The organism is Pectobacterium fontis (genome assembly GCF_000803215.1).
Lineage (GTDB): Bacteria > Pseudomonadota > Gammaproteobacteria > Enterobacterales > Enterobacteriaceae > Pectobacterium > Pectobacterium fontis.
The window spans coordinates 225,592-238,213 of record NZ_JSXC01000034.1 but is presented as its reverse complement, the minus strand read 5'-3'; the positions used below and the strand labels follow the sequence as shown (position 1 = coordinate 238,213).

11 protein-coding genes and 1 other annotated feature are annotated in these 12,622 nt (G+C 48.9%); of the genes, 6 read left to right on the top strand and 5 right to left on the bottom strand.

Annotation, left to right across the window (positions count from 1 at the left end; genetic code table 11):
* Positions 1–340: 340 nt before the first annotated feature.
* The 3 genes from clpB to rluD all read right to left on the bottom strand — a co-directional run bounded on the left by clpB (position 341) and on the right by rluD (position 4,798).
* The gene (clpB, locus tag OI69_RS12410) at positions 341–2,917 is read right to left on the bottom strand and encodes an ATP-dependent chaperone ClpB (protein ID WP_039350793.1); all 2,577 of its coding nucleotides are present in this window, start codon (positions 2,915–2,917) and stop codon (positions 341–343) included.
* A 134-nt stretch (positions 2,918–3,051) separates the two neighbouring features.
* A complete protein-coding gene (gene yfiH / locus OI69_RS12405) occupies positions 3,052–3,777 on the bottom strand; it encodes a purine nucleoside phosphorylase YfiH (RefSeq protein WP_039350790.1) in 726 nt (241 codons plus the stop codon).
* 43 nt (positions 3,778–3,820) lie between these two features.
* On the bottom strand, positions 3,821–4,798 hold the full coding sequence (rluD, locus tag OI69_RS12400; RefSeq protein WP_039350787.1) for a 23S rRNA pseudouridine(1911/1915/1917) synthase RluD: 978 nt from the start codon (positions 4,796–4,798) through the stop codon (positions 3,821–3,823).
* Positions 4,799–4,932: 134 nt separating this feature from the next.
* Here rluD and bamD point away from each other — a divergent pair, with 134 nt between their 5' ends.
* The 3 genes from bamD (at position 4,933) to pheA (ending at position 7,834) form a co-directional block, all read left to right on the top strand.
* Positions 4,933–5,667 (top strand): outer membrane protein assembly factor BamD, encoded by a 735-nt coding sequence (gene bamD / locus OI69_RS12395; RefSeq protein ID WP_039350784.1) that lies wholly within the window; start codon positions 4,933–4,935, stop codon positions 5,665–5,667.
* Between the two features lie 319 nt (positions 5,668–5,986).
* Positions 5,987–6,325: a ribosome-associated translation inhibitor RaiA gene (gene raiA, locus OI69_RS12390; RefSeq protein WP_010285968.1), complete on the top strand. Its 339-nt coding sequence runs from the start codon at positions 5,987–5,989 to the stop codon at positions 6,323–6,325.
* A 194-nt stretch (positions 6,326–6,519) separates the two neighbouring features.
* Positions 6,520–6,645 (top strand) — a sequence feature (Phe leader region).
* A gap of 28 nt (positions 6,646–6,673) precedes the next feature.
* Positions 6,674–7,834, top strand: a complete 1,161-nt coding sequence (gene pheA, locus OI69_RS12380; protein WP_039350778.1) for a bifunctional chorismate mutase/prephenate dehydratase — start codon at positions 6,674–6,676, stop codon at positions 7,832–7,834.
* 61 nt (positions 7,835–7,895) lie between these two features.
* On the opposite strand, the gene tyrA is transcribed toward pheA, so the two are convergent.
* A complete protein-coding gene (gene tyrA / locus OI69_RS12375) occupies positions 7,896–9,017 on the bottom strand; it encodes a bifunctional chorismate mutase/prephenate dehydrogenase (protein ID WP_039350775.1) in 1,122 nt (373 codons plus the stop codon).
* A 6-nt stretch (positions 9,018–9,023) separates the two neighbouring features.
* Positions 9,024–10,097, bottom strand: a complete 1,074-nt coding sequence (locus tag OI69_RS12370; protein ID WP_039350772.1) for a 3-deoxy-7-phosphoheptulonate synthase — start codon at positions 10,095–10,097, stop codon at positions 9,024–9,026.
* Positions 10,098–10,326: 229 nt separating this feature from the next.
* On the opposite strand from OI69_RS12370, the gene btsR reads away from it, so the two are divergent.
* From btsR to OI69_RS12355, 3 genes are all read left to right on the top strand, one after another.
* Entirely contained in the window at positions 10,327–11,043 is a 717-nt protein-coding gene (gene btsR / locus OI69_RS12365) for a two-component system response regulator BtsR (protein WP_039350769.1), read from the top strand.
* Positions 11,044–11,076: 33 nt separating this feature from the next.
* Positions 11,077–11,424, top strand: coding sequence for a DUF2799 domain-containing protein (locus tag OI69_RS12360; protein ID WP_039350766.1), 348 nt, complete (start codon positions 11,077–11,079; stop codon positions 11,422–11,424).
* Positions 11,425–11,682: 258 nt separating this feature from the next.
* The gene (locus OI69_RS12355) at positions 11,683–12,621 is read left to right on the top strand and encodes a class I SAM-dependent methyltransferase (protein WP_039350763.1); all 939 of its coding nucleotides are present in this window, start codon (positions 11,683–11,685) and stop codon (positions 12,619–12,621) included.
* Position 12,622 lies beyond the last annotated feature (1 nt).

Below are 12,622 nucleotides of genomic sequence, written 5' to 3'. Positions count from 1 at the left end.
GTTAAAGAGCGTTGCGTTGTAGCCTTAACCACTTCGCGAGGTGGCGTATATTACGCTTATCACCTTCAGAGTCAACGTTTATTTTAAATCGTTTTCTCTTTCTTTATCGACCCGCTTGTGTGTTCACAGCGCCGTGTCGATGGAGGCGCATTATAGGGACTTATCTAAATCCGACAAGCGCTAAATGCAAATTATTTTCTAACCGTTCAAAAACAAATCAAAAAACAAAATCTCGCACACTAACCATACAAAAAATGAATATAACCTGAGCTCAACACCTGAAAACAGGGGACATCTATTAGCAGAGGCCCCCTACTTATCACTTACCATTCCACTCACATTATTCTTGTCGTGCGACGATTTGTTCACCGTCAACGTCTAATGTGAGCGGTTTACCGGGTATTAATTTCCCCCCGAGTATCTGCTGAGCGAGAGGATTTTCTATCAGTTGCTGTATCGATCTTTTCAGCGGGCGAGCACCATAGACCGGATCAAACCCGACTTCCCCAAGCATATCTAAAGCCGCATCCGTGATCGTGACACGATATCCACGCTCTTCAAGACGTTTATAGAGTCTCTGAAGCTGGATTTGCGCAATCGACGTAATATGCGCTCTTCCCAATGGATGGAAGACCACGACTTCATCAATACGGTTAATAAACTCAGGGCGGAAGCTATGGCTAACCACCTCAAGAACCATATCCCTCATTTCGCTATAGCCACGTTCGCCAAAACGTTCCTGAATCAGGTCAGACCCCAGATTTGACGTCATAATGACCACGGTATTACGAAAATCTACCGTTCTGCCTTGACCATCAGTGAGACGACCATCATCCAATACCTGAAGCAGGATATTGAAGACATCAGGATGTGCCTTTTCGATTTCATCTAGCAAAATGACGGAATAGGGGCGACGGCGCACCGCTTCCGTGAGATAACCGCCCTCTTCGTAACCAACATATCCCGGAGGCGCGCCGACCAAACGCGAAACCGAATGTTTTTCCATAAACTCAGACATATCGATACGCACCATCGCGTCATCGCTGTCGAATAGGAAGGTTGCCAGCGTTTTACAAAGTTCTGTTTTCCCTACACCTGTTGGTCCAAGAAACAGGAACGACCCAATCGGACGATTAGGATCGGATAGCCCAGCCCGACTACGACGAATAGAATTCGCGACCGCTTCAACGGCCTCGTTCTGCCCGATCACACGCTGGTGCAGCTCATCTTCCATTCGCAATAATTTTTCTTTCTCGCTTTCCAACATGCGAGAAACCGGAATTCCCGTCCAACGCGCCAGCACATCCGCGATTTCAACATCGGTTACCCGATTACGCAGCAAGTGCATTGTTTTCCCTTCCTGCTGCGTCGCTGCCGCCAATTGCTTCTCCAGTTCAGGGATTGTGCCGTATTGCAGCTCGGACATTCTCCCCAGATCCCCCTGACGGCGAGCCTGTTCCAGTGCAATTTTCGCCTGCTCTAAAGACGCCTTAATATTCTGCGTTCCTGTAAGTGATGCTTTTTCCGCTTTCCACTCTTCGTCTTGCCGGGAATATTCGCGCTCTTTTTGATCGAGTTCCGCACTCAGCAACTCAAGACGCTTTTGGCTGGCTTCATCTGATTCCTTTTTCAGCGCCTGTTGCTCCAGTTTTAACTGGATGATTCGGCGCTCAAGTCGATCGAGAGGCTCTGGTTTCGAATCCATCTGAATACGAATACTGGATGCTGCCTCATCAATGAGATCGATGGCTTTATCCGGTAACTGTCGATCCGCGATATAGCGATGAGACAACATTGCCGCCGCAACAATCGCCGGATCCGTGATTTGCACATGATGGTGCAATTCATAGCGTTCTTTCAGGCCGCGCAGGATCGCGATGGTGTCTTCAACGGTAGGTTCCGCGACAAACACTTTCTGGAAACGCCGCTCAAGCGCCGCGTCTTTTTCAAGATATTGCCGATACTCATCCAGCGTTGTAGCCCCAACGCAATGCAGTTCACCACGAGCCAACGCAGGTTTTAACATATTGCCGGCATCCATCGCGCCATCGGCTTTACCCGCGCCCACCATCGTATGAAGCTCGTCAATAAACAGAATGACATTACCTTCCTGCTTAGACAGATCGTTAAGCACGCCTTTTAAACGCTCTTCAAACTCACCACGATACTTCGCACCGGCCACCAGCGCGCCCATGTCCAGCGACAGTACACGCTTATTCTTCAAGCCTTCCGGCACTTCACCATTAACAATACGCTGGGCTAACCCTTCCACTATCGCGGTTTTACCCACGCCGGGCTCACCAATTAACACCGGATTATTTTTGGTACGGCGCTGTAGAACCTGAATCGTACGCCGAATCTCTTCATCACGCCCGATAACAGGATCAAGTTTGCCTTGTTCCGCACGCTCCGTGAGATCAATCGTGAATTTTTTCAATGCCTGGCGCTGATCTTCAGCCCCTTGATCGTTCACTTGCTCCCCTCCTCTCACTTGATCGATCGCGTTTGTTACCCCTTGCTGCGTAACACCCGCCTTTTTCAATACCTCCCCCAGCGAGCCACGAGACTCCAGCGCAGCAAGTACGAAAAGTTCCGAAGAGATAAAGGTGTCGCCACGCTTTTGCGCCAGCTTGTCGCACATATTCAATACGCGCACTAACTCGCTCGAAGGTTGGACATCGCCATCCGTGCCTTCAACCTGCGGCAAACGCGTGATGGCTTGGTCGATTTCGGTTTTCAGGTGATTAAGATTGGCTCCGGCAATCGTCAGAAGTGGACCAACCGTTCCTCCCTCCTGGTGAAGTAAAGCACTCATCATGTGAAGGGGGTCAATAAACTGGTGGTCACGCCCGAGGGCGAGAGACTGAGCATCCGCAAGAGCAAGTTGGAATTTGTTGGTAAGACGATCCAGACGCATAACTCCTCCCATACACTGGTCAAAATTGCTACTGGAGATTAAATGAGGTCATCCCTCAAAAATTTCAAGGTTATTTTGCCAGTCGTGATGGGATTTAAACGTTACTTGTGCTGGATCGTCTTAATTCTAATAGGTTATATCAGCCAGATTAAACTTGCCATACGGCCAGTCACACCATCACGCCGATAAGAGAAAAATTTGTGAGGTTCGCTCACAGTACAGGCACTGCCACCAAAAATTTGTGTTACCCCTGCGGCGCGTAAACGCAGGCTTGCCAGCCGATAGATATCGGCAAAAAATTTATTTCCTTCAGGCCTAAATGCAGAGGCTGCCGCCGCATTGTGTTGAATAAACGCGTCCCTCACCTCAGAGCCAACTTCAAAAGCATCAGGCCCGATAGCGGGTCCCAACCATGCCATAATTTGTTCAGGTTTCGCGCGAAAACAGGCTAACGTTTCTTCCAGTACGCCCGCGTGTAACCCGCGCCAGCCAGCATGTGCAGCAGCAACTTCATCACCGCGGCTTGCACAAAAAAGCACAGGCAGACAGTCAGCCGTCATGACTGCACAAACCTGCCCTTTCTTATCCGTATAGGCCGCATCACCGCAAACGGACGCTGGCAACATTTCATTAATGCGGATCACATCAGTGCCATGAACCTGTTCCAGCCAGTGAGGCATCGCGGGAAGACCAGCCATCTCCACCAGCACTTGCCGATTCTCAGTGACGTGTGCAGGCTCATCGCCCACATGATTGCCCAGATTCAGCGAATCATAAGGTGCCGCGCTACGCCCGCCGATACGCGTCGTACTACAAGATTTCACACTTTCTGGCAAAGGCCAGTCGGGGTAGATCAGCATAGTCCGTCACCTCTCTAAATCAGCGCTTATGGTATTGAATGCATTACCAGTCGAGTTGGTCCTGAAACGCCGCAGTATCGGCTTTCAGCGCATCAATCAAATCGACCATATCCTGCGGCAACTCCGCATGCCATTCCATATGGATCCCAGTGATGGGATGGTAAAAACGTAACATCGTGGCGTGCAGCGCCTGACGGTCGAAACCACGCAGCGTTTCAATGAACGCCTCTGACGCCCCTTTTGGCGGCCGAGGACGACCACCGTATAACTGATCGCCAACCAGTGGATGATCAATATGCGACATATGCACACGAATTTGATGGGTACGCCCCGTCTCCAAACGCAGCCGCAAACGGGTATGCGCACGGAAATGTTCCATGATGCGATAATGTGTCACAGCGGGCTTACCCATTGGGTGCACCGCCATGTGAGTACGTTTGGTTGCATGGCGAGCAATAGGTTGATCGACCATGCCGCCTGCCGTCATCGAACCAATCGCCACGGCTTCATACTCACGAGTAATTTCGCGCGCCTGCAACGCCTCAACTAAGCGTGTCTGTGCAGGCACGGTTTTTGCCACCACCATAAGCCCTGTCGTATCTTTATCAAGCCGATGTACGATCCCGGCGCGGGGCACATCGGCAATCTCAGGATAGTGATGTAGCAAGGCATTCAATACCGTGCCATCGGGGTTACCCGCACCGGGATGAACCACCAGATCCTTGGGTTTGTTGATGACCAAAATGTCCTGGTCTTCGTACACGATATCCAGCTTGATATCCTGTGCTTCCCAACGGGCTTCTTCTTCAATCAATGCGTCAATAGCTACCGATTCGCCGCCAAGTACTTTCTCTTTTGGCTTATTGGTGACATTGCCGTTAATCTGTACCCGATTCTCAAGAATCCACTCTTTTATGCGGGATCGTGAATAATCAGGGAACAATTCGGCCAAAGCCTGATCTAAACGTTGTCCGAGTTGAGATTCGGCCACCGTTGCGGTGAGTTGTACTTGTTGTGCCATATTATGCAGCTTCTTCGTTAACGTTGGGTTTTGACGGCGACGCCGTTTAAAATAATGTACTATTGTAGCTGGTCTAAATCGGGAGCTTAACGGACAGCTTCCCGGAATAACATTCTGAGGATAATCAAAACGTCATGACGCGTATGAAATATCTGGTGGCTGCCGCCACGTTGAGCCTGGCGCTGGCTGGTTGCTCCAGCAATTCCAAAGATGCGGTTCCTGATAGTCCGCCATCTGAAATCTATGCCAATGCTCAACAAAAACTGCAAGACGGCAACTTTAAAGCAGCCATCACGCAGTTGGAAGCACTGGATAACCGGTATCCTTTTGGTCCTTATTCGCAGCAAGTACAGTTGGATTTGATCTACGCTTACTACAAATCCGCAGAGCTGCCATTGGCCCAGGCTTCTATTGACCGCTTCCTGCGGCTCAACCCGACGCATCCAAACGTGGATTATGTCCTGTACATGCGCGGCCTGACCGACATGGCGCTGGATGATAGCGCGTTACAAGGCTTCTTCGGCGTCGATCGATCCGATCGCGATCCACAGTATGCCCGCACCGCATTTCGCGATTTCAGCAAGCTCATTCAGGGATATCCGAACAGCCAATACGCCACTGACGCCAACAAGCGTTTGGTTTACCTCAAAGAGCGTCTGGCCAAATATGAACTTTCTGTCGCGCAATACTACACGAAACGCGGCGCTTATGTGGCAGTAGTTAATCGCGTTGAGCAAATGCTGCGTGATTACCCAGATACTCAGGCAACAAAAACAGCCTTACCGTTGATGGAAAATGCTTACCGCGAACTGCAACTGGCCGCACAGGCGGATAAAGTCGCAAAAATCATCGCCGCTAATCCAGCATAAACGACAGGCATAGCTTCATTGAGACGGCAGCTTCGGTTGCCGTTTTTTATGATTCAATCCGTTCGTTATACGTCGATAAGCAGAAAAAACAGGGTTGGCGGGAGTCAACAACAGCACGGTAATCTCAGTAGATCTTATCAATAATGGCACAGGCCAGATGCCCTCTCAAGTACTTCCCTTCTATTCCCGATGGTACTTCACAAATTGCACTTTCTTGACAAAAAGTGACAAAAAAAAGCGATCAATATCACGCTTTTTGCCACAACTCACGGTATGCTGAAATCATCCAAGACGGACATAGGCAGAGAGGTAAGTTTATATGACTATTAATATTACCAGTAAGCAAATGGATATCACCCCCGCAATTCGTCAACATGTCGAAGACCGTCTTTCCAAGCTGGATAAGTGGCAAACCCAGTTGATTAACCCGCATATCATTCTGTCAAAAGAACCCCAGGGTTTTGTCGCCGATGCGACCATCAGTACGCCGAATGGCCCACTGGTTGCCAGTGCCAAGCATGACGATATGTATGCCGCCATTAATGAATTGATTACCAAACTCGAACGCCAGTTGGATAAGCTCCAGCATAAAGGCGAGGCCAGACGCGCAGTTGCCAGCGTCAAAGAAGCGAATCTCCAGCCGACGCAAGAAGAGTAATTCATTCTCTTTATCTCAATATAACGCGCCTGAGGGCGCGTTTTTGCATTCCAAACTCCGCAATCCGCATCCTAAAGCTCCACCGCCATATCGGGTTTAACATTGTGCTCGGCGATTTTGTATTGACAGGATGAAAAGCCAACAGTTACCTTACCTACTCAGAATCTGGATATCTTCCTGACTAACCGAGTAAATATGACAAGTAAACTGTTCTTCTTCGTATTCTTTTTCACCTTCCCCTGATTTGGGAGGCGATTCGTCGTAAGAGCAAGAATACGAAGACGAACAAAAAAGCCTCCTAACCAGGAGGCTTTTTTTATATAAGAACATAAGGCAGGTAATAGCATCATGACAGACAATCCATTACTGGCACTGCGAGAACGCATCAGCGCATTGGATCTGCAATTAATTGAGTTATTGGCACAAAGACGAGAGCTGGCGCTGGATGTTGCCCGCAGCAAATTGCATTCACATCGCCCAATCCGCGATAAAGAGCGCGAGCGTGATTTGCTGGACCAACTGACCGCCGCAGGGAAAAAACATCACCTTGATGCTCACTATATTACCCGCTTATTTCAGCTCATTATTGAAGATTCAGTCCTGACGCAGCAGGCTCTTTTACAACACCATCTCAACCAAACAACCTCACACTCTGCCCGTATTGCGTTTCTCGGTCCGAAAGGGTCTTATTCTCATCTTGCCGCTCGTCAATATGCCGCTCGACACTTTGAACAATTTATCGAATGTGGTTGCCAGAAGTTTCAGGACATTTTCAATATGGTGGAAACAGGGCAAGCGGATTATGCCGTTCTGCCGATTGAAAACACCAGTTCCGGTTCAATCAATGACGTTTACGACCTGCTGCAACACACGGGATTATCCATCGTCGGCGAGTTAACTAATCCGATAAATCACTGCGTTTTAGTCACCACCGAGACCTCGCTGGAGCAGATCGAAACCGTTTACAGCCACCCGCAACCGTTTCAGCAATGCAGTCATTTCATCAATCGTTTTCCGCACTGGAAGATTGAATATTGTGAAAGCACGGCTGCTGCGATGGAAAAAGTAGCGGCGCTCAACTCGCCAAAAGCAGCAGCGCTCGGCAGTGAAGCTGGCGGCCAACTTTATCAGTTGCAAGTACTAGAACACGATCTGGCCAATCAGTCGCAAAACATCACCCGCTTTATTGTATTAGCGCGTAAACCCATTGACGTGACTGAACAAGTACCGGCAAAAACCACGTTAATTATGGCAACAGGTCAACAGTCAGGCGCACTGGTGGAAGCTCTGCTGGTGTTGCGTGATAACGGCATTGTGATAACCAAACTGGAATCCAGGCCGATCAATGGCAATCCGTGGGAAGAAATGTTCTATCTCGATGTGCAGGCCAACCTGCGCGGTGATGCGATGCAGAAAGCGTTAAAAGGATTAGCGCCCATCACTCGATCGTTAAAAGTGTTGGGCTGTTATCCCAGTGAAAATGTCGTACCCGTCGATGTGAACGAATAATTGAAAAAGCCATCCGGGTTTATACACCTGGATGGCTTCACCATTCAAAGCGAAAACCGGACTATTTACGAATATCGTTTGCCTGTCGTAAAAGCACTCGGCTCTCTGCCTGAAAACGTTTGGCGTAGTCGCCGAACCAGTGCTCAACTTTCTTGAAGCTGCTAATGAATTCGGCTTTATCCGTCTGCTCTAGTAACTTAATCGCTTCACCAAAGCGTTTGTAATAACGCTTAATTAACGCCAAATTATCCTCTGAAGACATAATAATGTCGGCATACAGTTGCGGATCCTGAGCAAACAGCCGCCCAACCATAATCAGTTCCAGACGATAGATTGGCGATGACAGCGCCAGCAGTTGCTCAATTTGCACATTTTCTTCCGCTAAATGCAGACCATAGGCAAACGTCGCGAAATGGCGCAGCGCTTGAATGAACATCATGTTCTGATCGTGTTCGACCGCGCTAATGCGATGCAAACGCGCACCCCATACCTGAATCTGTTCCAGTAACCACTGGTAGGCTTCGGGATGTCGCCCATCACAATAGACGACAACCTGTTTAGCCAGGCTACCGCTGTCTGGCCCAAACATCGGGTGCAACCCGAGTACCGGACCATGATGCGCCGCCAGCATTGCCTGAAGCGGGCCATTTTTTACCGATGCCAGATCAACCAAAATGCAGTCATCCGGCAAGGCAGGTAGACGAGCAATCACCTGTTCGGTAACGTGAATCGGCACGCTGACAATCACCATTCCAGCATCTGACAACAGCGCATCCGCGTGCGGCCAATCGTCTTGCTCCAGGATCTTCACCTGATATCCCGACAGCGTCAGCATTTTCTCAAACAGATTGCCCATTTGACCACGGCCACCAATGATGACGACTGGACGCAACTGTGGACACAGCGTTTTAAAGCCTTTGTCGTTCTCACTGGTATAGGACTCGCGCATGGTACGCCTCAGGATGTCCTCAATGAGATCCGGCGGAACGCCCATCGACTCCGCCTCTTTACGACGTGAGCTGAGCATGGCCGCTTCACGATCGGGCACATAAATGGGCAAACCATAGCGGCTCTTCACCTCACCCACTTCCGCCACCAAACGCAACCGACGTGATAACAACGCGACAAGCTCTTTATCTACCTCATCTATCTGATCACGTAGTGCGGTCAGTTCAGCTACCATATCTTGTTACTCTCCTGAATGTTTCACACGCGCAGCACTCAGATCTTGATGAACGGAACGCAGCAACGCTTCTGTACTTTCCCAACTGATGCAGGCATCCGTGACCGATACACCGTAGCGCATATCTGAACGCGGTTGTTCTGAAGACTGGCTCCCCTCGTTAAGGTGGCTTTCCAGCATCAGCCCTATAATAGAACGATTTCCCGCCTTGATTTGTTCAATCGCAGATTCAACAACAAGTGGCTGACGGCGGTAGTCTTTATTCGAATTGCCGTGGCTACAATCTATCATTAGCGCAGGTTTCAGTCCTGCTTCCTGCATCTGTTTTTCACATTCAGCCACATCTTGCGCACTGTAGTTGGGGTTTTTACCACCGCGCAGAATCACATGACCATCAATGTTCCCCTGCGTTTGCAGCAGGCAGACCTGTCCGGTTTGATTGATACCCACAAAGCGATGTGGCATTGCGGCCGCTCTCATGGCGTTAATCGCCGTTCCTAAACTGCCATCTGTACCGTTTTTGAACCCGACAGGCATTGACAGGCCGGAAGCCATCTCACGGTGCGTTTGTGATTCAGTCGTACGCGCGCCGATAGCCGACCAACTGAACAGATCGCCCAGGTATTGCGGGCTGTTCGGATCGAGTGCTTCTGTCGCCAACGGCAGCCCCATATTCACCAACTCCAGCAGCAGCCCACGCGCAATGTGCAGCCCGGCCTCCACATCAAATGAGCCATCCATGAACGGATCGTTGATAAGCCCTTTCCAGCCCACAGTAGTGCGAGGTTTTTCAAAATAAACGCGCATCACAATGTAGAGGCGATCGTTCAGTTCAGCAGCGAGCGCCTGTAAGCGACGCGCGTATTCCAATGCGGCATCGGTGTCATGAATGGAGCAAGGCCCGCAGACGATCAGCAACCGCTCGTCACGGCCATGAATGATATCCGCAATCGTGGCTCTCGCTTGTGCAATCTCACGCTGCTCCGCGTCGTTAAGCGGGAATTTAGCCTTTAATTCATCGGGAGTAATCAAAACCTGTTCTGCGCTGATATTAATATTATTAAGTGAATCTTTTTGCATGATCCCATTCCTGAAAAGTTCGGTATGTTCGCGATCGTCAATACAACCTACGCGTGATGTTTACACCATAACACGAACCGTAAAGATTTCAATCCACCAAGTGTAAATAAAAAATTACCACCCTAAATGTTACCTGAAAAACGATACATCACTGTCCCGACACTTCCCCACGCAACCATGCCTCTCTCTGGCCTGAATAATGATAGAATCACGTTAACAAGGGGGAAGGATGCTGAAAGCCATAATCATCGATGACGAACAGCTAGCACGCGAAGAGCTTGGTCTGCTATTGGAAAATGAATCTGATATCACCATCATTGCGCAGTGCAGCAATGCGCTGGAAGCAATACCGGCTATCCATCGGTTGCAACCGGACGTCATTTTTCTGGATATACAGATGCCAAAGGTCAGCGGGTTAGAGCTGGTTGCCATGCTGGATCCAGAAAATATGCCTTACGTGGTCTTTGTGACAGCCTACGATGAATACGCGGTGAGGGCATTTGAAGAACATGCTTTTGACTATTTACTGAAACCACTGGACGCACAGCGGTTAAGCAAAACGCTAAATCGTTTACGGCGCGGCACCAGTGTAAACAAAAACGTACAGATAATTTCAGAGCCTTCGCTCCGTCATATTCCTTGTAACGGACACAATCGTATTTTTTTGCTCAAGGTTGAGGAGGTCGAGTATCTTTGTTCGGAACTCAGCGGCGTGCACGTAGTGGGCGTCAGCCAATCTGGCTATACCCAACTTTCACTGAAAACGTTAGAAGAGAAAACACCTTTCGTCCGTTGCCATCGTCAATATATGGTTAATACGGAGCAACTGAAAGAAATCCAGCTAATGGAGAACGGTGCAGCAGAAGTGCTGACACATACGGGAAAACACATTCCCGTCAGTCGCCGCTATCTCAAATTACTGAAAGAAAAACTGGGCATCGCCTGACGGCCATGCTCCTTCAACATTGAAGGTTTGATGATGAAATACAGTTATATCTTGGCTGTAATTCTTTTAATGACAGCATGCCAAAGCAACGTACCGTCTCTGCCAGCTAAAAGTGAGTCAGGGTTCTGGTATGAAGCAGGTTATCAGGATGCCATCTCCGGCATGGTCGTAAAGGACGATGGCACCTTACAGGAATGGTTTGGCAATCCACAAGTTGATCGTGAAACCTACTTACAGGGTTATCAGGCTGGGCAATCTGCGTTTTGCCGTGCGGATAGCATGGAAGAATGGGGAAAAGCGGGGAAAAACTTTCCCGCCAGTTGCGATGGCACAGAGAATGCGGAGACGTTGAGAACTCGCTGGCAACAGAACTTGCCTTAATATCTCCATAAAGATAAAGCGATGACCCATACTCATCAGCACGTTAGCTGGAGAAAAGCCATGGTTCATCGCATTTGGTAACACTTCCACTCACTTTTGTACTCGCCCAGAAATACGTCAGACATACCTCTCATATATTATCACCCAATAAAATAATCACATAAAGTTACCAACAGCCTAACGCAGGGATAAAAATCATAGGTTATTGATAGTTAATCTTATTATCCCTGATGGTGATTAATATTATGGAGTGCTCACATGTCTGGTTCAAACAAGCCTCATAACACGCCTTTAAACAACAGCTCAAAGCTCTTATCACACGATCTCTCACCAGGGGAAAGTCATGATGAACGGGTCGCTGCGATAAAGAACAAAATTATCGAATCTGGCGATCATCCCGGCATTTCCGTAAAGGAACAATTAGTGCTTCTGGATGAATTCTCCCACCTTGAATTAGGCCGATTTCTGCTAAAGCATCACGGTTTAAATGCCTACTGGACGCATAATGTCATCGCACATCAGCCGACTCACTATGTAAACGCACTCGAAGAAATCATCTACACACAGTTACCCAACGTGTTAGCAACGCGTGAACGATTCACTATTTTCCAACGCTTACTCCAAGAGCGCTTACACTCCAATGCCATCATGGTATCCGTCCCCTGCGGCGTCATGGCCGATTTATTACTACTAGACTACACGCGGCATCGAGACGTGAAATTAATCGGGATCGATCTGGATAAACAAGCGCTGGAAGAAGCTTACAAGCTTGCCAATCAGCAAGGGCTGGAACACCAGATATCGTTGGTTCTGGCGGATGCGTGGACAATTGATTTGGCCGCACAAGCAGATGTGATTACCAGCAACGGACTTAACGTTTATGAACAAGATGATGAAAAAGTGACCGAGCTTTACCGTGTGTTCTATTCTGGGTTGAAACCGGGGGGCACGCTGATAACCAGCTTTATGACGCCGCCCCCTACACAAGCACAAGATTCCCCATGGATAAATACCGATGCAAAATTGCTATCGCTGCAATATGTACTTTTCTCACGCATTATTGGAGCGACCTGGACAGCATTTCGTACTCACAAACAAACACAGCGACAGCTAGAGCAAGCAGGATTCACAGACATTCAGTTTATTAACGACCATATGCACATGTACCCAACGGTCATCGCGAATAAGCCGTTCTGAA

Bases quoted from the DNA above. Each gene is read 5' to 3' on its own strand.
- clpB (WP_039350793.1), bottom strand. From the start codon at position 2,917: ATGCGTCTGGATCGTCTTACCAACAAATTCCAACTTGCTCTTGCGGAT.
- yfiH (WP_039350790.1), bottom strand. From the start codon at position 3,777: ATGCTGATCTACCCCGACTGGCCTTTGCCAGAAAGTGTGAAATCTTGT.
- rluD (WP_039350787.1), bottom strand. From the start codon at position 4,798: ATGGCACAACAAGTACAACTCACCGCAACGGTGGCCGAATCTCAACTC.
- bamD (WP_039350784.1), top strand. From the start codon at position 4,933: ATGACGCGTATGAAATATCTGGTGGCTGCCGCCACGTTGAGCCTGGCG.
- raiA (WP_010285968.1), top strand. From the start codon at position 5,987: ATGACTATTAATATTACCAGTAAGCAAATGGATATCACCCCCGCAATT.
- pheA (WP_039350778.1), top strand. From the start codon at position 6,674: ATGACAGACAATCCATTACTGGCACTGCGAGAACGCATCAGCGCATTG.
- tyrA (WP_039350775.1), bottom strand. From the start codon at position 9,017: ATGGTAGCTGAACTGACCGCACTACGTGATCAGATAGATGAGGTAGAT.
- OI69_RS12370 (WP_039350772.1), bottom strand. From the start codon at position 10,097: ATGCAAAAAGATTCACTTAATAATATTAATATCAGCGCAGAACAGGTT.
- btsR (WP_039350769.1), top strand. From the start codon at position 10,327: ATGCTGAAAGCCATAATCATCGATGACGAACAGCTAGCACGCGAAGAG.
- OI69_RS12360 (WP_039350766.1), top strand. From the start codon at position 11,077: ATGAAATACAGTTATATCTTGGCTGTAATTCTTTTAATGACAGCATGC.
- OI69_RS12355 (WP_039350763.1), top strand. From the start codon at position 11,683: ATGTCTGGTTCAAACAAGCCTCATAACACGCCTTTAAACAACAGCTCA.